20 protein-coding genes are annotated in these 25395 nt (G+C 70.6%); 11 read left to right on the top strand and 9 right to left on the bottom strand.

Annotation, left to right across the window (positions count from 1 at the left end; all coding sequences use genetic code 11):
- The 4 genes from ACFFR3_RS43625 to ACFFR3_RS43640 form a co-directional block, all read right to left on the bottom strand.
- A partial coding sequence (locus ACFFR3_RS43625) for a transposase (protein ID WP_379485049.1) occupies window positions 1-198 on the bottom strand: 198 nt, incomplete at its 3' end.
- Window positions 199-680: 482 nt separating this feature from the next.
- Window positions 681-3386, bottom strand: coding sequence for a P-loop NTPase fold protein (locus ACFFR3_RS43630; protein ID WP_379485050.1), 2706 nt, complete (start codon window positions 3384-3386; stop codon window positions 681-683).
- A 147-nt stretch (window positions 3387-3533) separates the two neighbouring features.
- Complete coding sequence (locus ACFFR3_RS43635) at window positions 3534-5495, bottom strand: tetratricopeptide repeat protein (RefSeq protein ID WP_379485051.1); 1962 nt, start codon at window positions 5493-5495, stop codon at window positions 3534-3536.
- Between the two features lie 201 nt (window positions 5496-5696).
- Window positions 5697-5843 (bottom strand): FxSxx-COOH-like cyclophane-containing RiPP peptide, encoded by a 147-nt coding sequence (locus ACFFR3_RS43640; RefSeq protein ID WP_345400386.1) that lies wholly within the window; start codon window positions 5841-5843, stop codon window positions 5697-5699.
- Between the two features lie 26 nt (window positions 5844-5869).
- On the opposite strand from ACFFR3_RS43640, the gene fxsT reads away from it, so the two are divergent.
- The gene (fxsT, locus tag ACFFR3_RS43645) at window positions 5870-8530 is read left to right on the top strand and encodes an FxSxx-COOH system tetratricopeptide repeat protein (RefSeq protein ID WP_379485052.1); all 2661 of its coding nucleotides are present in this window, start codon (window positions 5870-5872) and stop codon (window positions 8528-8530) included.
- Window positions 8531-8775: 245 nt separating this feature from the next.
- Window positions 8776-9228: a hypothetical protein gene (locus ACFFR3_RS43650; protein ID WP_364369640.1), complete on the top strand. Its 453-nt coding sequence runs from the start codon at window positions 8776-8778 to the stop codon at window positions 9226-9228.
- A gap of 124 nt (window positions 9229-9352) precedes the next feature.
- Here the strand turns inward: ACFFR3_RS43650 and ACFFR3_RS43655 are convergent, their stop codons facing one another.
- Together ACFFR3_RS43655 and ACFFR3_RS43660 are read right to left on the bottom strand one after the other, a co-directional pair.
- Entirely contained in the window at window positions 9353-9760 is a 408-nt protein-coding gene (locus tag ACFFR3_RS43655) for a hypothetical protein (RefSeq protein ID WP_345400377.1), read from the bottom strand.
- Window positions 9761-10118: 358 nt separating this feature from the next.
- The gene (locus ACFFR3_RS43660) at window positions 10119-11273 is read right to left on the bottom strand and encodes a hypothetical protein (RefSeq protein WP_364369637.1); all 1155 of its coding nucleotides are present in this window, start codon (window positions 11271-11273) and stop codon (window positions 10119-10121) included.
- A gap of 196 nt (window positions 11274-11469) precedes the next feature.
- On the opposite strand from ACFFR3_RS43660, the gene ACFFR3_RS43665 reads away from it, so the two are divergent.
- Window positions 11470-11769, top strand: a complete 300-nt coding sequence (locus tag ACFFR3_RS43665) for a DUF6355 family natural product biosynthesis protein (protein WP_345400371.1) — start codon at window positions 11470-11472, stop codon at window positions 11767-11769.
- A gap of 204 nt (window positions 11770-11973) precedes the next feature.
- Here ACFFR3_RS43665 and ACFFR3_RS43670 read toward each other — a convergent pair whose 3' ends face one another.
- A complete protein-coding gene (locus tag ACFFR3_RS43670; RefSeq protein ID WP_379485053.1) occupies window positions 11974-13221 on the bottom strand; it encodes a site-2 protease family protein in 1248 nt (415 codons plus the stop codon).
- 263 nt (window positions 13222-13484) lie between these two features.
- Complete coding sequence (gene qcrB / locus ACFFR3_RS43675) at window positions 13485-15209, bottom strand: cytochrome bc1 complex cytochrome b subunit (protein WP_379485054.1); 1725 nt, start codon at window positions 15207-15209, stop codon at window positions 13485-13487.
- Between the two features lie 421 nt (window positions 15210-15630).
- On the opposite strand from qcrB, the gene ACFFR3_RS43680 reads away from it, so the two are divergent.
- The 4 genes from ACFFR3_RS43680 (at window position 15631) to ACFFR3_RS43695 (ending at window position 19505) form a co-directional block, all read left to right on the top strand.
- On the top strand, window positions 15631-15981 hold the full coding sequence (locus tag ACFFR3_RS43680) for a hypothetical protein (protein ID WP_345400365.1): 351 nt from the start codon (window positions 15631-15633) through the stop codon (window positions 15979-15981).
- An 87-nt stretch (window positions 15982-16068) separates the two neighbouring features.
- Window positions 16069-17235, top strand: a complete 1167-nt coding sequence (locus ACFFR3_RS43685) for a zinc-dependent alcohol dehydrogenase (RefSeq protein ID WP_379485104.1) — start codon at window positions 16069-16071, stop codon at window positions 17233-17235.
- A 63-nt stretch (window positions 17236-17298) separates the two neighbouring features.
- On the top strand, window positions 17299-18120 hold the full coding sequence (locus ACFFR3_RS43690; RefSeq protein WP_345400362.1) for a DUF817 domain-containing protein: 822 nt from the start codon (window positions 17299-17301) through the stop codon (window positions 18118-18120).
- Between the two features lie 230 nt (window positions 18121-18350).
- On the top strand, window positions 18351-19505 hold the full coding sequence (locus tag ACFFR3_RS43695) for a magnesium and cobalt transport protein CorA (protein ID WP_379485105.1): 1155 nt from the start codon (window positions 18351-18353) through the stop codon (window positions 19503-19505).
- 3 nt (window positions 19506-19508) lie between these two features.
- Here ACFFR3_RS43695 and ACFFR3_RS43700 read toward each other — a convergent pair whose 3' ends face one another.
- Complete coding sequence (locus tag ACFFR3_RS43700; protein WP_379485055.1) at window positions 19509-20960, bottom strand: protein kinase domain-containing protein; 1452 nt, start codon at window positions 20958-20960, stop codon at window positions 19509-19511.
- 303 nt (window positions 20961-21263) lie between these two features.
- Here ACFFR3_RS43700 and ACFFR3_RS43705 point away from each other — a divergent pair, with 303 nt between their 5' ends.
- The 4 genes from ACFFR3_RS43705 (at window position 21264) to ACFFR3_RS43720 (ending at window position 25248) form a co-directional block, all read left to right on the top strand.
- Window positions 21264-22574, top strand: a complete 1311-nt coding sequence (locus tag ACFFR3_RS43705; RefSeq protein WP_345400351.1) for a family 43 glycosylhydrolase — start codon at window positions 21264-21266, stop codon at window positions 22572-22574.
- A 54-nt stretch (window positions 22575-22628) separates the two neighbouring features.
- The gene (locus ACFFR3_RS43710) at window positions 22629-22919 is read left to right on the top strand and encodes a DUF3817 domain-containing protein (RefSeq protein WP_345400348.1); all 291 of its coding nucleotides are present in this window, start codon (window positions 22629-22631) and stop codon (window positions 22917-22919) included.
- 197 nt (window positions 22920-23116) lie between these two features.
- Complete coding sequence (locus ACFFR3_RS43715; RefSeq protein WP_345400345.1) at window positions 23117-23695, top strand: ArsR/SmtB family transcription factor; 579 nt, start codon at window positions 23117-23119, stop codon at window positions 23693-23695.
- Between the two features lie 119 nt (window positions 23696-23814).
- Window positions 23815-25248 (top strand): alpha/beta hydrolase family protein, encoded by a 1434-nt coding sequence (locus tag ACFFR3_RS43720; protein ID WP_379485056.1) that lies wholly within the window; start codon window positions 23815-23817, stop codon window positions 25246-25248.
- Window positions 25249-25395 lie beyond the last annotated feature (147 nt).

Below are 25395 nucleotides of genomic sequence, written 5' to 3' on the forward strand. Positions count from 1 at the left end.
CCAGGAGGCGCCGAACACCGGTGGCAACTGCCGCCAGGCGCACCCGGTGGTGGCCACGTAGACGATCGCCGCCAGAATCGTCCGATCGTCCACCCGCCGTCGCCCGCCACCTTGCGGTCGCGTCGGCGCCGGCGGGACCACCCGCTGGAACAACTCCCACAACTCATCAGGCACCAGCCGCCGAAGGAAGGCATCCACGAAAGATCCAACGACCAAACCCCAAATGAGTCACGGTCTAAGGTGTCGCCTTATATTCCTCGACACCGCAGTGCCGTCCTCCTTGCCTATCGTGCAGACCTTCTTCGGGTTGGCCGGGTCGGGCGCCGTGTGCATTCCCTGAGTTTCGGCTCGGTCTCCTTCTTCTCGCAGTACTGACGTTTCCAGCCGCCGCGCTTCCCCTTGCAGGAGAGGCACTTCCTGCCGAAGCCGCTCGTCATCACCTGCGATGTTGACGGGACGAGAGGAGCGGCCACCAGTGCGGCGGTGGCGCCTGCTTCCTTGAACTTGCGCTCCTCCCTTCCTCTCGCTCATCGCGACGGACGGCTGCGGGGAAACGTCAAGAGCCTGCGCCCGCATTCTTTTTCACGCCCGCACGCTTGTCGCCGGTTCGAAACCCGCCCTGACGAAACTCAGACACTCGGACTCGCTTTTCTCAACCTTTTCTAGGCGGCTGCTCGTGATTACTCAGGAATCTCGGCCGTGTGTTCGCGTATTCTCGGGTGCACGAAATGGTAGATCCCGCCGCCCGCCGGGCGGAGCAGTCCCGCGTCGGTGGCGGCCGCCAGGAAGGCCGGCACGTCCTGCACGCCGGCGTGCCGCAGCTTCGTCCTGACGTCGGCGCTTCCGCCCGCCACCGCGTGACCGCCGGAGGTGGCCGCCGCACGGGCGATCACGCGCAGGCCGCGCCGCACGACGTCCACGGACGACGTCGCGGCCATCGCGCCGATGCCACGCTCGACGTACCAGGGCGTGAAGTCCCTCGCGTCCCTGGGGAGGTCGTCGATCCAGCGCCGATCCTCCGTGAGCACGCCGAGCAGCAGCGGATGATCCAGCAGCTCCGCGACCCCGCCGGGCAACCGGCCCGGCTCGGCCAGCAGCCTCTTCAGTCGTCGCAGGGCGTCGGCGGGCGTGACGCCCAGCACGTGGACCGCCTCGAACCCGTCCGGCGGCGCGTCCTGCCCGGTGAGAACGACGCCGCAGCGGGTCTCCCGCGCCCAGCCGAGGAAGGCGGACAGTCCGCCCGGCGCGAGCTCCTCGATGCCGTCGAGGATGAGCACGAGCGCGCCCCGCACCACCGCGGCATGGGCGTCCGCGGCCGACAGCCGGTACTCGGCCACCAGCGCGTGCGTCACCCACCGTTCGGGCTGGGGCAGGTCGGCCGCGAGCGCGCCGCACGTGAGCAGGACCGGCATCTGCCGCGCCCGCATGGCGGCCAGCCTCCTAGCCAGGCGCGCCGCGAGGACGCTCTTGCCCGACCCGAAGTCGCCCGACACGTAGACCTTGGCCGCGGGCTCGGCCAGGACGGTGTCCAGGGCGGCGAGGCCGGTGCGCTTCTCCCCCCGCACCCGCAGCACCGGCTCCAGCAGGCCGCCCTCGTCACCCGCCACCTCGGCGGCGCGATGGAACACGTCTAGTTTCAGGGTTTCCAGCGCGGTCCGCAGTTCCCGCTGCCGGCCGAGCTCGGGGACGCTCTGCCACGATTCGGGGACCAGGTCGCTCGGCTGCCGCACCGGCGACTCGCGTACCAGGTCGATGTAGGCGAGCACGTCGTCCGGGATGCCGCTCGGCGACCAGCGGAGCTCCTTGATGACGCTCAGCGTGAGCGCGCTCAGACCGGCCTGCGACGCCGTCTCGCCGTCCGCGGCCCGCCGCAGCAGCCCCGGATCCTCCATCAGGCGGGCGTAGTCGTCAGGGGCGCTGTCCCGTAGCAGCAGGACGGCCGCGAGGAACGACACGTCGTACGGCTCCAGCCGCTCCTTGGCCACCCGGTCCTGCAGGATCAGCACGTTGACGAACCGCTTGATGGCCCGCGCGTTACGCCGCAGCCCGCACCGCAACACGGCACTCGCCGGACGGATGTCGTCGGTGAGGAGGCCGTCCAGGTAACGGTCGAAATCTCCCTCGGAGAGCCTGGGCATCTCGAAGGGAAACTGAATGATCTTGTCGAGGTAGTCGCCGACGGGGTCGCGGTACTTCTCCCGTACGGCCTGGATCAGCGGCCCCTTGGCCAGACCCAGCACGAACACGCAGTTGTTCCGGTCGAAGTGCAGCTTGAGCGCCTCCAGCAGCACGATGATGCGCTCGGGCTCGCAACGGTCGAGGTCGTCCACGAACACGACCAGCCGCTGCTTTCCTGACGCGGCGAGCGCTTCATCGATGAGACGGCTCAGGTGGTCGTGCAGGCGTGTGCGCTCTGAGCGGAGGCGGAAGTGCTCGTTGTCGTAGTCCTCGATGGACTTGCGCACGTCGGACAGATCGATCTTGACTGAGGCCGACAGGACCAGGGAACCGAGCACATCGGACACCGTCCGCAGAATTCTCCGCACGCTCTCGTTCCGCGACAGCTTGAGATCCTCGACGATGACGTGCAGCAACGGCAGAACGGGGTTCTCGTCGTACTGGTGACGCCACGGGTTGTACCAGGTGTGCGCGCATTCGGAAGCCTCCTTCAACCGATCTCGCACCTGCCGCAGCATCGATGTCTTGCCCGTGCCCCTTTCGCCGAACACTCCGATGACCGTGGGCAGCGTGGCGTAGCGGGCCAGCTCGGCGAGGTGGCGAACGTACTCTTCACGCCGTAACCCGTCGGCGCCGGTGGGCTCGTCGCTGTGCGTGAAACCCTTCGACGGGACGGGGTCTCGCCGCGACCGGCCCTCGTCCGCGCCTTCCCGCCGGAGCCGCCTGGACCTGCGCCAGACCACCACCGCGGCGATCGCTCCGAGCGCCAGCAAGCCAGCGGCGATCAACACCCACCGGTAACGCTCCAGGAACGGTGTCGGCCGAGTCACCACGACCCGCAGCCGGTCGATGCCCGCCGTCGAGATCAGCACGAGCTGGCCGGTCCCGGCAATCGGCCGCCGCCCACCGGTCATCGTGAGCGTGGCGATCCCGCCGGGTTCCAATCTGACGCGTCCCCCGCCCTTGAACGACAGCGCGTCCGCGATCGCCCCGGCCACCCGCACCTCGGCGTCCACGGCCGTGGTCGCTGGGTTGACGATCACGGCCTGCCAGCTGCCCTTGGCCAGCCGTTCGAGCGGGATGGAGAGCTGATCCTGCTCCAGGAACTCGGGGCCGGCGGCGGCCCTGGCGACGGTGGACGGCCACGCGAGGAGGAGGACGGCGACGACGAGCCACAGACACGGCAGCACGTGGCGTCCACTCGACATGCCTCAATTGCAACTGATCGTTGCACATTCCGCACCATGCGTCATCGATCGGTTATGACAACTTGAGCGGGACCGCTATGGGCAGGGGCCAGGTTGGGGCACGAGTCTCAGGCCGCCACAACCACCGCTGAAGGTGCTCATCCCTTGTCAGAGCGCTATCAAACGATCTGCCTCTGCCATGAGCTGCGCCGGCAGGGGGCGGCGGCCGCAGCCGGCGCGGGCGGCTTGGGCCAGCCGGGCCGCCTCCGCGTGACGTCCGGCGGCCGCCATCACGCGGGCGGCTCGCAGCAGGGTGGTGGGGTCACTGTCGACGCCGAGCGGTGGTAGCGCCTCGACGGCCTCCCGCAGGTCGCCCTCACGGGCCAGCGCCAGCGCGTACGCCGCCTGGGTGGAGGCGAGCTCGCGCGGCACCCGCTTCAAGTCGTCCAGCGCCCTCGGGTCAGACAGGTCGGACAGGATCTCGCCACGGGCCCGCAGCGCCTCGGGGGTGTCGTCGCCGCCCGTTCGCAAAGCTCCGTTCAACATGTCGACGGCCCCGCTCTCCTGACCCAGATACCACAGCGCCCAGGCGAGCTCCGTCTGGATGACCGGCTCAGGGCAGCGCCTGAGCGCCGATCGCAGCTCGGTGACGGCGGCACGATAGGCGTTCTGGTCCATGAGAATGCGGCCGACGGCGGTGAGCAGGGTCGCCACGATCTGGTCGGTTCCGCGTAAGACGTCGAACAGCCGGTAGGCCTCGCGATAATGCGTGAGCGCGGTGTCGAGGTCGCCGTTCACATAGGCGACGTCACCCAGCAGCGACTCCGCCTGGGCCCGGGAGCGCGGGGCGGACGGGTCGCGCGTCTCCTCCCGGACGAGCCGCTCCACGACGTCGAACCAGCCCGGATGCAGCGCGGCTTCGGCCGCCGCCAGCCGGTCGCCTCCGTCCTGCGCCTCCTTCTCCGGCCACGTGGACGGCGGGACGGAGGCGGCGCGCTGAAAGGGGCCGGCCAGTCTGGTGCTCATCTCGTAGCGGCCCTTGTCGCCGAAGCGAAGCAGCCGGCGTGCCGCCAGCGCGGCGGCGATCCGCTGGGGCGGCTCCTCGCGGTCGGCGCCCTCAGCCTCGGCCAGGGGCCGGACGAGCGTCAGCAGGTGTTCGACGTCGTCGTCCAGGTGCTCATGAGCGACCTCGCGCAGGACGCGGCGACAGTGTCCGGCCAGGATGTCATCGGCGTCGGGCAGGTCGTCCGCGCTGATGGGGCCGTCGCTCCACCGCGCCGCCTCCCAGAGCGCGGCGCAGACGAGCTGGAGGTGCAGCGGCTCCACGGCGGGCTCCGCCGGGCTCGTGGACGAGCCACTCGCGTCGGGGCGGCGGTGTCCTTTCGTGGAGGCGGGCCGGCTCACTCCCGCCAACGCGTCCACGAGCCGCTCGGCCGCGCCGGGCGCGAACGTCTTGCCGACGTCGTCGAGCGGCCGCCGGCACGCGTCCAGAGCCGCTTCCCGGCTCAGCGGCTCCAGTTTGTACGACGCCCCCTGCGTGATGTGCGCGCGTAAGCCGTCGTGCCGGCGCAGGCACTCGGCGTACTCGTCGCTCACCACGACGAGCAGATGAACCTCCCGGTCACCGGCGAGGACCTCGCCGAGCTGATCGAGGATGCGCGCATGCCCACCAGGGCTGCGGCCGAAAGCGGTGAAGACGTCTTCGGCGTGGTCGAGCACGACGAGGATGGGGCGGCCGTAGGGGCTCCAGTGGTGCCTGCGCAGGTAGGAGCGGACGGTGAGGCCGGCGAACCTGATCGGGTTCTCGAATGGCGACCAGGAAGCCAGCAACGCGAAGACCTGCGGATCGCTGTCTTCGGGCAGCACGGCGGCGGGCACGAAGGAGGGACGCCTGACCGTGCCCACGGGCAGCACGTCGAAGCGGGACGGGTCGAGGCGGGGCAGCACGCCGGCGGTCACGAGGGAGGTCTTTCCGACACCAGGTGGCCCGTGCAGGATCGTGAGCCGGTGACCGAGCCACAGCTTCTTCAGCTCGGCGACATCATGGTCACGTCCGAAGAGTTTCGCCACGTCATCCCGGAACGGATGGGGGCCGACGAACGGGTGCGAGCCTCTGCCGCTGGAAGTCATGTGATGCTCCGCCGGTCTTTTCGGGGGTCATTATTCCGTCCACCTGCGATGCTCTGCAGAGGCCGCGCTCAGCAGGTGGAGAAGCAAAAGAAATCACCCCCACCTTACTCCGGGCGCCCTCGCCGCTGCCCTTGCCTTTCGGCGCAGATCGCGGAATTACCCGGCGGGCTTTTCACCCGCCGGGAGTGCCGTCCGCCGCACTCAGATGGCCGACTGGAAACCGGCCACCATGCGGCTGCTCTCCGCCAGATGCTGCATAGCTCTCAACAGTGCGGGGTCGCGCAACCGCCGGAGATCGTCCAAAGTCACCTCGCAGACGTCAACGAGCCCGGTGCTCTCGTCGCCCACAAACCCCTCCTCGCGCCCAATTACAGATGTCCGAAATTCGCGTCGTCCCAAGCGAAGCGTTGACTGTGCTCCGATTCGATTCTGGGGGCACTTTTCTCAGAATCAATCGTAGGATCGGCGATAAGGTGGGTGGGAGGGCGAGAAAAAACGTGAATGAGCGGGTCGGAAGTCACTCGGTGCCTCGCATACCCCCTATCTGGGGCAAGCGCATGCCGGGGCGCAACAAACATTTCACCGGACGCGAGAGCCTGCTCGACGAGCTGCGGGCGAGCCTGGAGAGCAGCACCACTGCCGCCGTCGTCCCCCTCCCCCAGGCGCTGCAAGGGCTCGGCGGGGTGGGCAAGACCCAGCTCGCGATCGAGTACGCCTGGCGCTTCCGTAACTACTACGACCTCGTTTGGTGGATACCCGCAGACCAGCCGATGCTGGTGCCCAGCACGCTGGCCGCCCTCACCAACGAGCTCAAGCTGCCCTCCGCCAGCAGCACCGGCATCGAGGAAGCGGCCGCCGCGGTCCGCGAGGCCCTTGAGCGCGGTGATCCCATCGACCGATGGCTGCTCATTTTCGACAATGCCGACGAACCCGAGGACATTCGGGAGTTCATCCCGCAGGGTGGCGCCGGCCACGTGCTCATCACCTCGCGTAACAGCCGGTGGAGCGGCGTGGCGGAGACCGTCCCCGTAGATGTTTTCTCCACCTCCGAGAGCGTCGCCTTCCTCCGCAAGCGTCTGCAACGCGACGTGGCGCAGAAGGAGGCCGAACGTCTGGCGGGCGAACTCGGAGATCTTCCTCTCGCCCTCGAACAGGCCGCCGCCCTGCAGGCCATGACCGGCATGTCCACCGACGAGTACATCGCGCTGCTGACCGAGCAGACCAGGGCACTGCTCGACATGAACAAGTCCACCGAATATCCGTACTCGATGACGACGGCCTGGCAGCTGTCGGTGATGGAGATCGAGAACCGCCTGCCCGCCGCCGCCGAGGTGCTGCGCTGCCTGGCTTTCTTCGGTCCAGACCCGATTCCCCGCGATGTCTTCCGCCGCGGCAACAAGAGCGGTGCCCAGCGTATGGGGCCGATCCTGTCCGACCCCCTCACGCTCAACCAGGCGTTCGCCGAGCTCAGCCGGTTCGCACTGGTCAAGATCGAGATGGAGGCGGGCACCGTCCTGGTGCACCGGCTGGTGCAGGCGCTGCTGCGCGACTCGCTCGAACCGGACGAGCGCGACCAGATCCGCCACGAGGTGCACCAGCTCCTGGCCACCGGATCGCCGAGCGACCCGGAGAACACCCAGAACTGGGACGCGTACGCGACTCTCCTGCCCCACGTGCGCCCGTCCGGCATGATCGCCTGCAACGACGAAGCCGTGCAACGCTTCGGCGTCGATATCGTCCGCTACCTCTATCAGACGGCCAATTACAACTCCGCTCAGGCCTTCGGTCAGGAGTTCCTCCAGCACTGGGTCGCGGCGGGCGGCTCGAACAACCGCAACGTGCTGAGCCTGCGCCGCAACGTCGGCACCGTGCTGTGGCAGATCGGCGCTTACGACGAGTCATACGCCATGAACGAGGAGACCCTTGACCTCATGCGTGAGGAGCTGGGCCCCGACGACGAGGAGACCCTGCGTCAGGCTCTGATCTACGCGGCGAACCTCCGCTCCCAGGGTAACTTCCACGAGGCCCTGGAACAGGACGAGCAGTCGCTGCGGGCGCATGAGGAAAAGTTCGGACCGTACGGTCCGCAGACACTGCGAGTGATCAACAATGTAGCGCTTGATCACGCCTTGCTGACGCGGTACGACAAGGCATTCGACATGCAACAGCTCGCGTTCGTTGAGCAGAGCAGCGCGACCGGTGGCGTCGGCAAGGTGGAGGTGCAGTCGAGCTGGAACGGACTGGCACGCGTGGCGCGCCTGGCCGGAGACCACGCCAGGGCCGTGGACCTGGGTGAGGAGGCCTATGCCCATGGCATCCGCGAGCTGCAGATAGAACACGCGCTCACCCTCGCCACCGCTCGTGACCTGTCGATCGCCAAACGCCGCAACGGTGACCTGGAGGGAGCGCTGGAGCTCGTCCAAGAGACGCACGGCCGATTGATGAAGCTGTACGGTCCCGACGACCCCGAGACGATGGCCGCCGCAGTCGCGCTCAGCAACACGTTACGCCAGGCCGGTGAGCCGCAGGAGGCCATGAAACTGGCCCGGGAGGTGCTCCCCCGCTATCAGCGCAGGTTCGGCGTCGACCACCCGTTCACGTACGGCTGCATGATCAACCTGGCCCTGTTCTACCGGCTGCGCGGCGACGCCAAGCGGGCCATGGAGATGGACGAGGAAGCCCGCAAAGGGCTGCTCGCCAAGATCGGCCCCGATCACGCTTACACCTTCAGCAGCGTCATCAACCTCGCCGACGACCTTGCCGCCCTGGGCGAGCACGAGAAGGCGCGCGAGCTGGACGAGAAGAATCTGGAGCAGATCCGAGCCTTCTACGGCGACGAGAACCTGCTGTCGATGGCCGCCGCCGTCAACCTCTCCATCGACCTGCGCACGGCCGGCGAGATGACGCAAAGCGAGGAGCTTTACGCGGGCGCCATGGCTCTCTACGAGCGGATGTTGCCACCCGACCACCCTGAGCGGCTGGTCGCAGCAAGGGGCGAACGATTCAACTGGGACTTCGACCCGTTCAGCCTGTAGTGACGCTCGACCGCCGGGCGATTTCTAAGCGACGGATGAAAATTTCACCGCATCCAACGCATTACGGGTGCGCTCGATGGTCTTCTCGTGCTGGTGGCGCACAAAAGGAACAGATTGGGACCGATGGTGGTACGACCGGAAATAGTGGGCCTGTGGACCGGTGGTCATCGGTGATCGCATAATGCGCCGAGCTTTTCCTCGAAGAGATGAGGTGTGACTTGGCAGCACGTTCCACGGTCCGGCGCGTGGTGAGGGCGATGGCGGTCGTCGTCGCGGCGCTGGCCGCCGTCTTCCTGCCGCTCTCCCCCGCGCACGCGGCGTACGGGCCCGACCAGCCAGTCTACATCCAGCTGAACGCGACCGACCCCAGCAACACCGGGCTGGCCCGGCTGGAGGGCACGATCGCGTTCGACGACGGGGACACGATGTTCCGCTACGCGGTGCGGCTGTGCTGGCTGCATGCCTATCCCGCGCCCAACCTGCGGATCTACGTCAACGGCAGCACCCAGATCTGGCCGGTGTCGACCGGGACGACGTCCACGCCGGGCTGCCAGATGACCACCCTGTACGCCGCCGAGGTCGCCCACGGTGCCGCCGTCGCCAACGTGCGCTTCGAGGTGACCGGGGGCTGGTTCTACCCGGGCAGCCAGTACAACACCCGCACCAAGTCGTACACGTCGGACAACCCGTTCACGTGATGCCGCGACAGGGCCGCGGCGCGGGCGGCCGGGGACGGGTCCGCGTGGCGCGTGGCGCCCGCGGTCCCGTCGCACCCACCGCTTGCACCGCGGCCCTGTCGTGCGTACGAGCACCGCTCGCGCATTAGCGCAGCTCGTTCGGCCACCACCAGCGGCCGTCGTTCCTCACGGGCTCGTTCTCCTCGATCTCTTCCTCGATCGGCGGCTGCTCTTCCTCGTTGACCTCGGGCTCGACCTCGCGCTGCGGCAGGACCCGCTCGTGGCGGTGGTGGCGCATCTCGTGGTGGCGGCGGTTCTTGTTGTGGTTGCGGTTGTGGATGATCACCCTGATCCGCGGCATGTGGTACCGCGGGTTGTGCAGGATGGGCTTCTCCCTCGGGACGTGGCGCACCTTGGTGACGTGGCGCACCGGCGCCGCCGGGGCGGGCGGGCCGCCGGCCTGAACGGTGTGGAAGCCCGCGCTCGCGGAGGCCACACCCTGGGCCACTGGAAGGAAGATGACGCTGGAGGCGGCGGCGGCCACGGCCAGCATGGCGTACCGTCCGCGACGAGACGCGCGCGCTTGGCGAATGTTGGTATTCACTGCTCTCGTTTCCTTGCCTGGATAAATCGGCCAGAATCCGGCACCCGCACTTTTGTCGGGACACCTAGACGCAAGCAGACGTACCCATGCAGATGTTCTCAGTTACCTCCTTAAACCCAAACAACCCGTCAAAACCCACAGATTGCATTCAATAACAGGACGCTCATCCGGCCCCAGAAGGCGACTGGAAGCGCTTCGTGGAAGGGGTTTTTGAGCTGGAACCACCGGCGCGCCGAGGTCACCTGAGCGAGTGGGATCGGGAGCCCCGCCAGGCGGCCGGAGTGGTGCCTGGCGTGGGTGGGCCCGTTCAGCGGACGGTCCAGTCCTCCTTGGACGGCGGGTACGCGAACGTCTGGCTGCCGCGCCAGCCCTCGCCCTCGATGCGGTAATCGTGGGCGGCCTCATCGGCGACGTGATCGGGGCCGACGTCCAGGGTGTCCGCCGTGGACCAGCGGCCGCCGACCTGGTGCTGGACGTCGTACCGGAACTCGTTGAAGCCGTCGTTGTGCGAGGCGAACGTGTTCACGATGGTGAGGGCGCGCCGGCCGGCGGTCACCTCAGGGGGAAGGTCCACCACCTGGTCGCGCCACTTGTAGACGTCGTCGCCGAGCAGCGGCGGCCAGACGCCGGCGGGGAGGCCGTTCACCGTGATGGTGGCCTGCTGGAGGGGGACGCCCACGTCGAGGCGGCGGATCAGGCGCACGCCGGTGTTGGCCGGGGAGACCCGCACCGTGAACCGGCTCCACCCGCCCGGACCGAACGCCCGCCCGTCGTCGGTGACGATACGGCCCACGACGGTACGGCGCGGCGGCGGATCGACCCGGTGCAGGCCGATGACGACCACCGCGGTCACCCCTGCCGCCACCACCGCCGCCAGCACAGTGGCCACGGCCACCTTGCCCCAGCCTCGCCCGGGCGAGCGGCCCGCCACGGGCATCACCTCGCCGGCGATCAGAGCCGCACCCGACACGAAAGCCCCGCCCGCCGCACCGCCGGGGACGAGGGGCGCCTCAGCGTAGGTGAGTGCCTTGGACGGCGCGCCGTGGGTGAGCTCTCCACCGGGCGTGAGAGCCTCACCGTCGGAACCGACACCGCCCGCAGCCGCGCCCGCCTCGCCGGGGACCGCGGCGGCCGTCCCGCCACGCGCCGCGTCCTCCGTGGTCACGGGCAACCGCCCCACCCGTACGCGCTCCCAGGCCCGCTCCCACCCCGGCAGCCGCTCCTCGGGCACCCGGCAAGCCCGCAGGAACGCCAGCATCACCGCCTTCTTCGGGAACCGCCGCCCGGCCAGCATGTCGGCGCACGTGGCGCGGGGCAGGCGGGTGCCGCCCAGCTTGCCGGCCCGCGACTCCAGTTCGCGCAGCGACGCGTCGGCCCGCGCGAACTCCTCGGCCAGCAGCCTCACCAGCTCCTCGTGCGAGGTCACCGCCGCCAGCGCGTCGACGTCGCCGCGACGCTCCATACCTCCTTGCAGCTCCGCGCTCATCGCCCCTCTGTCTCGTCCGCCAGTCCTTGCGGAAAGTTTACGATCCCTCACTCTCCGCGTCCGAGTCTGGCCGAATCCGTCCGAGGTCCTGTTGGACACCTCACCGCCACGACTTCACTGACGATCGTCTCCCGCCGCCCGGCGGGAGCGAGCAGCACGAAGGAGAACCACCATGACCAGGACGAACACCGCACGACGCGTGGTACTCGCCGCCTCGATCGGCGCGATCCTGCTCGCGGGCGGCACGGCGGCGGTGCCGGCCGGGGCGGCGGCAGCGGCCGCGCGCAACCCGTGCGGGCTGTACCGGGACAACGACCAGGCGATGTACAAGAACTGCTCGCAGGCCAACGAGAACCTGTTCGTGACCCGCATCGTCTCGTCGAACACCTACCACTGCGTCACGCCGGGCAGCGTCGCCCACCTGGGCAGCTGGAACAACGTCTTCAGGGTCTACCACCGCGGCACCTGCTGACCGGAGCCGAACTCGGGGGCCGGGCCCGGCGCGTGCGACCACGCGCCGGGCCCGCCCGCATTCACCGCAGTTAATCGAATAAATCCGGAAATAGCGCTGGAAGGCGCATTCCGGCAACCCGCGAATACCGGCAGCGCGATCGCCTGTCGGCGGAACACGGCGGCACCCCGCCCGAAAGGCCGGACGGGGTGCGCAGGTAGGACGTCAGGTGGCGTCGTGGTGGTGACGGACGCGGGCGTCGTCGTCGCGGCGCTGACGCGGGTCGTCCTCGCGGCGCTGATGCGGTACGGCGACGTCGGCGCCGCGCGGCCCCAGGTACGGGTCCGTGGCGCGCAGGCCGGCCGTGGCGACCACGCGGCTGATGTCGCTGGGCGTGATCAGGCCGACGAGGTGCCCGTCGGGGTCGAGGACGACGGCGCGGCCGTCCGCGCAGCCGTCCATGCGGCCGAGCAGGTCCGTCAGCGGCTCGTCAGGACGTGCCTGGGGCACCTCGTGCGGCGGGCAGGCGATGTCGCCCAGCCGGGTGGTCGCGCGGGCCTCGGGAGGCACCCGGCGGATGCGGTTGAGCGTGACCAGCCCGGTGAACACGCCGAGCCGGTCCACCAGCGGATACGTCGACAGCCGATGCCGCATGACCACCCGATCGATCAGCCCCGCCACGGTCTCCTCGGGGTGGGCGGTGACGGGCCTGCCCGACATGACGTCGCCGACGCGCAGCCCGTACAGGGCGCTGCCGAGCTGGGTCTGCTGTTCCTCGGCGGTGGCGGCGTTCACCAGGAACAGGCCGATGAGGGCCAGCCACAGCCCCTGGAACCCGAGCCCGGTGACGACCTGGAGGAAGCCGAGGGCGATGAGCGCGTACCCGAAGACCCGGCCGGCTCGGGCCGCCACGACGGCCGCCCGCGTACGGTCGCCCCAGCGCGCCCACAGGGCGGCCCGCAGGACCCGTCCGCCGTCGAGCGGCGCGGCCGGGACGAGGTTGAAGATCGCCAGCAGGACGTTCACCCCGGCCAGGTACCAGAAGATGCCGGCCAGCAGCGGCACCCCCGTCACGGCGCCGGCGAGCACCGCGACGGCCGCCGACACCACGCCGGCCAGGAGGCTCGTCAGCGGCCCCACGACCGCGATCTTCAGGTCGGCGCCCGGCGTACGCGGCTCGCCGCGCAGCTCGGCGACACCGCCGAGCAGCCACAGGGTGATCTGCGACACCTCGATGCCGTGGCGGCGTGCGGTCACCGCGTGGGCCAGCTCGTGGGCGAGCAGCGAGGCCATGAACAGGACGGCGGCGACCAGCCCGGCCAGCAGGTAGACCGCCGGAGAGTGGCCGGGGAAGACGACCGGGAACCGCCCGAACGCCAGCCCTGCGACCAGGATGACGACGATGACCAGCACGCTGATGTTGAGCCCGACCCGGACTCCGGCGACGCGGCCAAGAGGAATCGAGGAGCGCATCTTCCCTCCCGAGAGAAGGCTGTCGCCGTCACTTACCCTCAGTCCGCCGCAGGTCACCTGCCCCGCCGTGAGGCCCCACCGCAAAGGCGGGGCCCGCGCGAGGGCCGCAGCCACCGGTAGGGCCTCACCCAGAGGCGGCTCCCCAGATACGCCCGAGGCCGGCGCACAGGCCGGGCCGCACGAACGCTGGGACCGACGCGAAGGCGAAGACTCGCACGAAGGCCGGGCCACCGGCCCGCGTCCGGAGGCGGGTCGCTGGAGGGTCACCGTTCGGGCGGGCCGGTCCTGGCGGGCGGCGGGCTGTCGCGGTCGTCGAGGTCGGTGCCGGGCCCATCCCCGTACCCGTACCCGTCCCCGTGCCCGTCGCCATGAGGACCGTGCCCGTCCCCGTGCCCGTCCCCGTGCCCGTCCCCGTGCCCGGCGCCCAGCCGGATCTTCTCTCCCCCGTACGCCCGGCTCATCTTCACCCTGAGCCGGCCGAGCGGCCCGCGCGCGACCTCGGGCGGCACCCCGTCCCCGTCCGGCGCGGACGGCAGCATCGGGACGGGGGTCTTGCCCCGTACGTGCGCCTCGATGTCGTCCGACGGTTTCGTGTGCACCTCGATGAACTCCCCGTGCGGCAGCCGCTGGATGACCCCCGACTCGACGCCGTGCGCGGTCACGGACGCGTCGGAGCGCTGCAGGCCGAGGCAGATGCGGTAGGTGATCCAGTACGCCAGCGCGGGGCCGATGAAGATGAGCGCGCGCCCGATGTACGTCGTCCAGTTGAGGCTGACGTGGAAGTTGGCGGCGAACAGGTCGTTGGCGCCGAGCAGCCACAGCACCCCGTAGAAGGTGATGGCGGAGATGCCGATGGCGGTGCGGTGCGGGTTGTTGCGGGGCCGGTCGGCGATGTGGTGCTCGCGCCGGTCGCCGGTGACCCATCGTTCCAGGAACGGGAAGAGCACGAGCCCCGTGATGATCAGACCGAGGGGCACGAGGGCCGGGATGAGGACGCTGAGCGGCAGCGTCCCGCCGGCGGTGCCGAACAGGTTGATCTCCCAGGGCGGCATGAGGCGCAGCGAGCCCTCCAGGAAGCCCATGTACCAGTCGGGCTGGGAGCCGGCGGAGATGTCGGCCGGCGTGTAGGGGCCGAACAGCCAGATGGGGTTGATCTGCGCGAACGTCGCGAGCCCGCACACCACCGCGAGCGTGAACAGCAGGTACGCCCCCGACTTGCCCATGAAGGCGGGCAGCAGCGGCGCGCCCACCACGTTCCGCTCGGTACGTCCCTTGCCCGGCATCTGGGTGTGCTTCTGCACCCACATCAGGACGAGGTGGGCGGTGATGAGCGCGAGCAGGATGCCGGGAATGAGCAGGATGTGCAGGGCGTAGAAACGTTCGATGACGGTCTCGCCGGGATATTCGCCGTTGAAGAGGAAGAACGACACGTACGTGCCGACCAGCGGGATCGACTGCAGCACGCCCTGCGTGATCCGCAGCCCGGCGCCCGACAGCAGGTCGTCGGGCAGCGAGTAGCCGGTCAGGCCCTCGAACAGCGACAGCGTGAACAGGCCGATGCCGATCAGCCAGTTGATCTCGCGCGGCTTGCGGTAGGCGCCGGTGAAGAACACCCGCAGCATGTGGACGACCAGGCTGGCCACGAACAGCAGGGCCGCCCAGTGGTGGATCTGCCGCATCAGCAGGCCGCCGCGCACCTCGAAGCTGATCTCCAGCGTCGACGCGTACGCCTCGGACATCTGCACGCCGAGCAGCGGCGCGTACGGGCCGTCGTAGATGACGTGGCCCATGCTGGGACGGAACCAGAAGGTGAGGAACGTCCCGGTCAGCAGCAGGATGATGAACGTGTAGAGCGCGATCTCGCCCAGCAGGAACGACCAGTGGTCGGGGAAGATCTTGCGCAGGTTGCGCTTGAGGAAGTTCGCGCCGCCGATGCGGTCGTCAAGGAACCTGGCCGGCCCGCTGATGAACTTCGGCGGTGTCTCCATCGATGGCCTCCCCATAGCCGCGGCCCCGGCAGGACGATCTCAGGCCCCCGTGATCGCCTGCCCCCACGCTGGAACCGCCGGGGCAACTGGTAAGGCGGCTGCCCCCGATCTCCTCCACGAAAACACAAGCCCCAGCAAGGACTTTCCCGCCGAGCAGCGCACCGGCCCTGGGGCCGGAGGGCGGGCGAGGCGAAGGGCGGGCGAGGCGAAGGGCGGGCGAGGCGAAGGGCGGGCGAGGCGAAGGGCGGTTTGCCCATGGGTGTGACGGGCAGCCGCGCAACCATGAGAACCACATCCACGATCACCGTGCGCACGCGCCGCCACCGCGCCCGCGGCTGGAAGCGGCGGGGGCTGCTCCTGGCGGGCGCGGCCGCGGCGGGGGCTGCTCCTGGCGGGCGCGGCCGCGGCGGGGGCGGCCGCGATGGCGGCCAGACGGGCGTTGCGCAACCGGCGTCCAGGCGCCGTCCCCTGGTACGCGGTGACCGTCGAGGTCGACCCCGCCGAGCTGACCGGCAGGGAGCGGCCGGACCTGCTCGCCCGGCTGGCCGAGCGGCACGAGGTGCGCATCACGCGGGCGCCGGGCGGGCGGGGCACCGAGATCGCGGTCCGCACCGCCGACGGCGCGACCAGGGAACAGGTACGGGCGCTCAAGCAGCTCCTGGAGACCGGCGAGGTGCTGGTGGTGGAGGGGCAGCCGGAGGGCCGCCGCACCCCGCTCGGCCGCGCCGCCCGCCCGGCGATCCGCCAGCTCACACGAAGGGGAGCCCGGTGACCGCCCGGCGCGCGCGAGGAGCACCCCGGGGAGAACGGCGGAGGCGCGCACGATGAGCGCGCCGTGCGGGCGAAGGAGGAGGGCGTGATGAGGGCGTTGTGCTGGACCGGCGTCAACGAGGTGGCGGTCGAGGACGTGCCGGAGCCGAAGCTGCTCAATCGGCAGGACGCGCTGGTGAGGGTGACGGCCAGTTCGGTGTGCGGGTCCGACCTGCACCTGCTGGACGGCTACGTCCCCGCGATGCTGAAGGGCGACGTGCTGGGCCACGAGTTCGTCGGCGAGGTGGTGGAGGTCGGCCAGGACGTACGGCACCGCCGGGTGGGCGAGCGCGTCACCGTGTGCTCGATCCTGGGCTGCGGCCGCTGCCACTACTGCCAGGAGGGCCTGTGGTCGCTGTGCGACAACACGAACCCGAACCCGGGCCTCCAGGAGAAGCTGAACGGCCACTCCAGCGCCGGCATCTTCGGCTACTCCCACGCCATGGGCGGCTTCGCGGGCAGCCACGCCGAGTACGTCCGGGTTCCGTACGCCGACGTCAACGCCTTCCCCGTGCCGGAGAACGTCCCGGACTCGAACGCGGTGTTCGCCTCGGACGCGGTCCCGACGGGGTGGATGGGCGCGGACCTCGGCCAGGTGGGCCCGGGTGACGTGGTGGCCGTGTGGGGCTGCGGCGGGGTGGGCCAGATGGCCGCGCTGGCGTCCCTGCGCATGGGCGCCGAGCGGGTGATCGCGATCGACCGCTTCCCCGAGCGGCTCGGCATGGCCGCCGCGCTCGGCGCGGAGCCGCTCGACTACGAGCGGACGGACGTGCTGGACGCGCTCAAGGAGCTGACCGGCGGGCGCGGCCCGGACGTCTGCATCGAGGCGGTCGGCATGGAGAGCCACGGCACCGGCCCCCAGTACGCCTACGACCGCGCCAAGCAGGCGGTGCGCCTGCAGACCGACCGGGGTCTAGCGCTGCGCCAGACGGTGCAGGCGTGCAGGAAGGGCGGCACGGTGTCGGTGCTCGGCGTGTACGTGGGGATGGTCGACAAGTTCCCGATGGGCGCGCTGATGAACAAGGGCCTGACGATGCGCGGCGCCCAGCAGCACGGCCACCGCTACATCCCGATGATCCTGGAGCGGATGGGCCGGGGCGAGATCGACGCCTCCGCGCTGCTGACGCATCCGATGAGCCTGGACGACGGCCCGAAGGGCTACGAGCTGTTCAAGCGGAAGCTGGACGGCTGCGTCCGCGCCGTCTTCCGCCCGTGACCTGCACCGACATTTCACACGATCTCATGAACTCCGGCGTGGCAGCCGCCATCGGATACAGGCGTGAGATTCTTCGTCACCCAGCTGCTCCGCTTCGCCTGGGCGGAGGCGCGGTCGTGCACGTTCGCGCTCGCCATGTTCGCGGGCCTCGCCGCCTCGTCGGTGCTGCCGCTGCCGATCCCGCGTTACGACGCGCTGCTGCTGTACGCCGTCGCGGTGACCGCGCTGCTGCGCCTGACCCGCTGGGAGACCGGCGCGGAGACCGCCGTCATCGCCGCGTTCCACCTGGTGGGGCTGGCCTTCGAGCTGATCAAGGTGAGGCTCGGCTCGTGGAGCTATCCCGAGGACGCCTACACCAAGATCGGCGGGGTGCCGCTCTACAGCGGCTTCCTGTACGCGGCCGTGGGCAGCTACGTCTGCTCGGCGTGGCGGATCTTCGAGCTGCGGCTGGCGAACTACCGCACGATGCCGACGGCCCTCGTCGCACTCGCCGTCTACGTCAACTTCGTCAGCCAGCACTACTGGATCGACCTGCGGCTCCCGCTGGCCGCCGCGCTGCTGCTCGTCACGTGGGGCACGGTGGTGCACTTCACGGTGGGCGGCCGGCGCTACCAGATGCCGCTGGCGCTGGCGCTCGCCCTCATCGGCTTCTTCCTGTGGGTGGCCGAGAACATCGCCACCTTCCTGGGCGCCTGGCAGTACCCGTACCAGCAGGAGACCTGGCGTCTGGTGCACCCGGCGAAGTTCGGGGCGTGGGCGCTGCTGGTCAGCGTCACGTTCGTGATGGTCGCCTCGTGGCAGGCGAGCCGCGGCAGGCTGCACCTCGCCGCCTCGCGCGGCCGGGTGAGTGGCTGGGCGGCGCCGGTGCGCCGCGTGCCCTCATGAGACACGAACCGTCAATCTGCACGTCATCTCCGTGCGGTATCTTGAGCGGGTTCTTCCGGATGCCACCACGCCGTGGCCTCAGGGCGAGGAGGTGAGGCTGCATGAGCAGTCAACCTCCTAGTCGCACTCACTGAGCCGCCGACTTCCCCTTTCACCCGGCAGCGCCGCGCGCCTCCTCCGTCGCGCGGGCCGGGTCGTCGCCCCTTGAGTCTTTCCGGAGGTCCCTGATGATGTCCGATTGGCGGTCCCGCGTTCTGCGTCCCGTCCGCCGCACCGCCGCCGCCGCTCAAGCAGAGCCCGCGCCCGAGCAGTCGATGGACCCGCGTGGCCGCCGCCCGTCCGGTGACCGTGAGCTCGGCGCGCAGGTGCTCGACGCCGCCCTCTACCGCGACGGCCGGCGCCTCGACAGCCCGTCGTCGCCCGCCGACGTACGCGCCCGCCTGCGCGAGGAGCCGGGCACGATGGCCTGGATCGGCCTCTACCAGCCCGACGAGGCGCACCTCGCGGAGCTCGGCGAGGAGTTCGGGCTGCACGAGCTGGCCATCGAGGACGCCGTCGTCGCCCACCAGCGGCCCAAGCTGGAGCGCTACGGCGACACCCTGTTCGTGGTGCTGCGCGCCGCCCGCTACGACGACGCCGCGGAGGAGGTGGAGTTCGGCGAGATCCACCTGTTCTGCGGCCCCGACTTCGTGCTGACCGTCCGCCACGGCAACGCTCCCCCGCTGCACCCGGTGCGCGCCCGCATGGAGGCCGACCCCGGGCTGCTCGCCCGCGGCTCAGAAGCCGTCCTGTACGCCGTCCTCGACCACGTCGTCGACGGTTACGCCCCCGTCATCGCCGGCCTGCAGAACGACATCGACGAGATCGAGACCCAGGTCTTCGGCGGTGACCCGGGCGTCTCGCGGCGCATCTACGAGCTGTCGCGCGAGGTGATCGAGTTCCAGCGGGCGACCAGGCCGCTGCTGGCCATCCTCGACGGCCTGACGGCGGGCTTCGACAAGTACGGCACCGAGGAGGAGCTGCAGCGCTACCTGCGCGACGTCGCCGACCACGCCACCACGGTGGCCGAGCGGGTCGACGGGTTCCGCCAGATGCTGGCCGACATCCTCACCGTCAACGCCACCCTCGTCACGCAGGCGCAGAACGAAGAGATCAAGCACATGACGGAGGCCAGCCTGGCCCAGAACGAGGAGGTCAAGAAGATCTCCTCGTGGGCCGCCATCCTCTTCGCGCCCACCCTCATCGGCACGGTCTACGGCATGAACTTCGAGGCCCCCGGCATGCCCGAGCTGCGCTGGACGTACGGCTATCCCTTCGCGCTCGGCCTGATGGCGCTGACCTGCCTCAGCCTCTATCTGATCTTCAAGCGCCGCGACTGGCTCTGAGCCCTACAGGCCCTGGGTCAGGGCGACGATCACCGTGATCAGCGCGATCGGGCCGAGGATCGCGGTGTTGACCACGACCGCGCTGCTGCCGGGCAGCACGCGGGCGAGAGCGCCGGAGGCGACGCGGCGCACCCGGCCGGCGCCGGGCAGGGCGAACAGGCCGATCGTGAAGACCCCCGCCGCCAGCGACTCGGCGTGGCCGGCGCTCAGCAGGCCGGTCATGTTCAGGAGCGTGCCGGCGACGAGGCCGAACGCCAGCGACAGGAGCAGGTGGCCGACCGCCACGAGCGCGGCCCTGAAGACGTCTTCGCGCTCCTCGTCGAGGAAGTGGCCGGCGACCCGCAGCGCCAGCGAGAGCCCGGCCGCGATCAGGCCGACCGCGACCGGCTCGAGCACGGTGAACGCCGCCAGCATGACCAGCACGAGCACGCCGGAGAAGCCGCTGCTCTTCATGAATCTGCGCAGGTCGAACGGCTCGGCGGGCGGCGCGGGGCGCGGCGGCTCCGGCAGGGGGTCCTGCACGGTCTCCGCCGCGGTGGTCGCGGGGTGCCGCTGCTCGTGGACGCTCGTGGCGTACGCGACGGGCGGCAGCAGGTCGGAGACGGCGTCCATGGTGAGCGTACGGTCGGCCCGCGTGGCGGGGCGGGGGCTCCCGCCGTCGGGGTCGAGCTCGGCGGCCATGCGGGCCAGCTCGCGCGCGGCGGGCCGCTCTGTGGGGTCGAGGGTCAGCGCCCTGGTCAGCCAGCCGCGCAGCCACGCCGGGGCGTGCTCGGCCTGCCAGCGGCCCTCCATGGTGTTGAAGCAGACGGACTCGAACGTCCCCGTGCCGAACGGCGGCAGCCCCGTGGCGGCGAAGAACACCGTCGAGGCGAGCGCGTGCACGTCGGCCGCCTGGGTGACCAGCGACTCGCGGATGATCTCGGGCGCGAGGTAGCCGGGCGTTCCGACGAACATTCCCGTCTGCGTCAGCCTGGCCGCGTCGACCAGGTGCGCGATGCCGAAGTCGATGACCAGGGGCGCGCCGTCGACCATCATGACGTTGGACGGCTTGAGGTCGCGGTGGATCACCCCGGCCGCGTGGATGTCGACCAGCGCCTGGCACAGCCCTTGGGCGAGCCTGACGACGTCGTGCGGGCTCAGCGGGCCACCGGTCAGCACGGTGTCCTCGAGCGTGCGGCCGTTGGCGAAGCGGGTCACGACGTAGGGCCGGCCCCCGGCCAGTTCGGCGTCGAGCACCTCGGCGACGAAGCGGCTGCGTACCCGCCGCATGGTCTCGACCTCGCGGAAGAGGCGGTCGCGCGCCTTGAGGTCGGCGGCCACGTGCGGGTGCAGCACCTTGATCGCTACGTGCCGTCCCGCCTCGTCGAGACCGAGGTGGGCGACCCCCATGCCGCCCTCGCCGATCTTCCTGAGCACTCGGTAGGGACCGAGTTGTTCCTGCGCCTGCGTGCTCATCCTCGACGTCATCCTCCGTGTTCCCCCGTTGGCCGCTGGTCGTCCGTACAGGACGGGACATTGTCCCGCATCTCCGCCTTTCGCCACGCGTTGTTCACCCTTCCAACGCCTGGGCGGGCCCGCAAGGTTTCCCGCCGCAGCACTTCTCCGCACCGGTTTTCCCGTCCGGTACGGGGTTTCCGGGCGTCTGGAACCCGCGAGCCGATTTCTTCCGGGTTATTGACGAAATTTGCGCGACTTCGGCAGACTCTCCGGCAGGTCGCGGCGAGCCGCGGCGGATCACCGCAGTGGGAGGACGTACTGATGACTGGTTCCGACAACGGCGCGCAGGTCGGCCGGAGGGCCTTGCTGGCCGGCGTGGCAGGTCTGGCCGGGACGGCGGCGCTGCCCGCGACGGCGGCTCAGGCGGCGCCGGGACGCTATCCCGCGAACTGGCCGCAGCAGGAGCCGTACGGCACTGCGGACACCCGGCCCGACCTGTGGCCCAGGGAGGACAACTCGTTCGTGCTGCCGCTCGAACTGCGCCCCCGCGACAGGGAGCTCGGCCGGGTGTGGATGCGGGACACGTACGTCAACTGCTTCATCGTGCGCGGCCGCCCGCTCTATGTCGCGACGGGCACCACGCGGGTGCCCGGCCTGGAGGCGGCGGGCCCCTGGAACGACGGCATCTTCGTGTGGACCGCGCCGTCGCTGAAGGGCCCGTGGCGGCTGGCGGACACCACCCGCATCAGGCCGGACGCGGAGAAGGGCAAGGTGTGGTCGCCCGAGTTCGCCGGCGAGAACCGGGAGGGGCGCACGGTGGTGGCGCCGTGGCAGGAGTACTGGACCGACGACAGGTTCGGCAAGCGCGGCCAGGCGTGGGCGCCGGAGGTGCACTACTTCCGCGGCAAGTGGTACATCGTGGCCTGCATGGGCGACCACTCCCAGAAGGTGGGCTCGTTCCTGCTGGTGAGCGAGGGCGGAGTCGAGGGGCCCTACCGGCTCGCGGAGGGCAACCTGGACAAGCCGTTCGGCGAGTCCTTCGTCGGCGGCCCCGCGTTCATCGAGCCGGGCGCGTACCACCACATCGACGGCAGCCTCTACAGCGAGGGCGGCGAGGCGTGGCTGGTGCTGCACAACCACCTGTACGCCAAGTTCCGCGACGACATGGAGGACATCGTCCCGGCCACGGGGCTGCCCGCGTTCCAGCAGCAGCCGTACGCGCCGGAGCCATACCTCGAAGGCGCGTACGTCTTCAAGCACGAGGGCAAGTACTACCTCCTGCACGCCGCCTGGGACCGCACCTCCACCAACCCCGACGGCAGCACCCGCTACGCCTACGACCCCGGCGGCGCCGGACGGACGCAGTACCAGTACGACGCGGTGATCGCCGTCGCCGACCGGTTCGAGGGCCCCTACTCCAAGCGGTGGACGCTGGGCGTCGGCGCCGGGCACAACAACGTCTTCCGCGACCACGCCGGACGGTTGTGGGCCACGTTCTTCCGCAACCCGAACGTCGGCCACTGGGCCGACCCGTCCCGCGTCGGCGACGCGGCGGTGGCCGGCGTGGTGCGGCTGGAGTGGACGGGGCCGCGCGGGAACCGCCTCTACGTCCAGCGCCGCCACGGCCGCTGACCCGGCCTTGCTCTACAGGCTGTAGAGTGACGCGGACCTAGGAAAGGGGCGAAAGTGCTGCGCTGGTTCCGGATCGCGGCGGTGGCCGAGGCGTGCTCGTGGGCGGGCCTGCTGGTCGGGATGTTCTTCAAGTACGTGACCGAGACCGGCGAGCTCGGCGTCAAGGTGTTCGGGCCGATCCACGGCGCCCTGTTCGTGCTCTACGGGCTCGGCGTGCTGCTCTCGGCGCGGGAGGCGGGCTGGAGCCGCGGCGCGATCGTGCTCGGGCTGGCGTGCGCGGTGCCGCCGTTCACCTCGCTCTGGTTCGAGCGCCGCATGGCCGCCCGCACCCCGCAACCCGCCTGACCCACCCCGCTCAGGTGCGGGCGCCGCATGACCGCCCGCACCCCGCGATCCGCCTGACCCACCGCGCTCAGGTGCGGGCGCCGCATGGCCGCCCGCACCCCCCGCGATCGGCCTGACCCACCGCGCCCCCGGCCCGCTGAGGCCGGGGGCGTTTTTCAGGTGTGCACGAATTGTCGTGCACGACTTATGATGCACATATGCCGGAAGACGACATGGCCGACCTGGGCGCGGCCAAAGCGCTGGCCAACCCGCTCCGGCAGCGCATACTCAGGGAGCTGGAGCTGCTCGGCGAGGCCACCTCCACGACCCTGGCCGCCCGCCTGGGCGTCACCACCGGCGGCACCAGCTACAACCTGCGGATCCTGGCCGAGCACGGGTTCGTGGAGGAGGTGCCCGAGCGGGCGCGCGGCAAGGAACGCTGGTGGCGTTCCGCGCGCCGCAGCGTACGCTTCGAGCCGCGCGGCGCGCAGGAGCCCGCCATGCGCGACGCCGTCGACCTGCTCGCCGAGGTGTGGTTCGGCGAGGACAAGGAGCTGCTGGCCCGGCTGGACGAGGTCCGCGACCAGCTGGGCCCGTGGGCCGCCGCGCGACCGTTCTCGCGCGGCGTCATCACGGTCGACCTCGACGAGCTGATGGCGTTCTTCACCGACTATCTCGCGCTGCTCAAGCGCTACCAGCGTCCGCACGGCCAGGCCGCGCCCGGCGCGCGCACCGTGCACACCAGGTTCGTCGCGTTCCCCGACCCCGAGGAGGGCGCCACCGGCCGACACGACTGACGACGATGATCCGGGCCGCCGAGCGGCAACTCGGCGACCCGGGCTCTGCGAAAGCTGCGATGCCTCGCCACCAGGCGAGTTCCTCATGCTCACACCTTTCCTCGTTAGGAGAGCACTCCATGCTGTCCGTACGCAAATCAGCCGGATTACTGCTGCTGGTCGCGCTGCTGGCGCTGCTCCAGCCCGTACGCCAGGCCGCCGCCACCGATCCGACCGCCACCGATCCGACCGCCACTGATCTGACCGCCACCGACGTGAGCTTCACCAGCGACGGCCGGACGTTGCACGGCACGCTGCTCGCCCCCGCCGGCGCCCGCGGGCTGCCCGCGATGGTGCTGGTCGCCGGGTCAGGGAGCACGTCGCGCGCGGCGTACCAGCCGGAGGCGGAGGCGTTCGCCAGGGCCGGGGTCGTCACGCTCGTCTACGACAAGCGGGCCGGCTACTCGCGCGCGACCACCTCGTTCGACGACCTCGCCACGGACGCGCTCGCCGCCCTGGACCTGCTGCGCCGCCGCCCCGAAGCAGATCCGCGGCAGACGGGGCTGTGGGGGCACAGCCAGGGCGGCTGGGTCGTCCCCCTGGCCGCCGCACGCGCGGACACGGTCGCGTTCTTGGTCACGGTGGGGGCCGGCGCCCTGCGTCCTGATCGCACGCAGCTGTGGAGCAACCGCGCCCACCTCGCGCACGCCGGCGTCGCCGAGCGGCTGATCGACCCGATCGGTACGCGGCTCAGCCGGGTGCTCATGGCGGCCGGCCTGTTCGGCGACACCGGCAACGACCCCGTCGCGAACCTCGCCCGCGTCCGCCGGCCGCTGCTCGCCGTCTTCGCCGAGCACGACCGCTCCACCGCGCCCGGGGAAAGCCTGGCGATCTTCCGGCAGACGCTGGAGCGCGGCGGCCACGGGCACTACACGCTGAAGGTCGTCCGCGACGCCGACCACGACCTGCGGGCGAGCCACGACGGCTTCACCCGGGGCTCCGGGTTCGCGCCCGGGTACGTCGACACGGTCGCCTCCTGGGTCAAGGGCCTCGCCGCCGGTCCCCCGGCCGTGGTCGCCGACCCGCCGCCCGCCCAGCCGTTCGCCAGCCGGCCGGTCGCGGCGCCCGCCTGGCACGAGTCGCCTGTCCTGCACGTGGTGGTGTTCGCGGCGATGCTCGCGGCGTTCGCCTGCTACGGGATCGGCGGCGCCGTACGCCGCGTGCGCGGCCGGGCGGGCGACGACCGGGGAACGGTGGCGCGGTGGGCGCCCAGGGTGGTGGCCGCCGGCGGGACGGCCGTGCTGGTCGGAACGCTCCTCTACCTGGGGTCCGTCGTCATGACGGGCGCCACGGAGGTGGACGCGGCGGTGCTCGGACGGCCTCCGTGGTGGCTGGCGCTGCAACTCCTCACCGCGCTGACCGTGGTCGCGGGCGTGGTGAGCGCGGTCGGCGCCCAGCGGTCCGGTTTCCGGCGGGGCGGTTTCCGGCGGGGCGGTTTCCGGCGGGGCGTGCTGCTATCAGGGGCGCTGCTGCTGGTGCCGTGGGCGGCGTACTGGGGGCTGCTCACCCCATGAGGAAGCTGGGCCCGCTTCCGGTGCGATCACCGGAAGCGGGCCCAGCAGCCCACGACGAGATGGGTGGCCGACGTCCTGCTCGGCCCCACCCTGCTCGGCCCCACCCTGCTCGGCCCCACTCCGCTCGGCCCACCCGCGCGGGTGCGC

Source organism: Nonomuraea salmonea (assembly GCF_042428605.1).
GTDB classification, from domain to species: Bacteria; Actinomycetota; Actinomycetes; order Streptosporangiales; family Streptosporangiaceae; genus Nonomuraea; species Nonomuraea salmonea.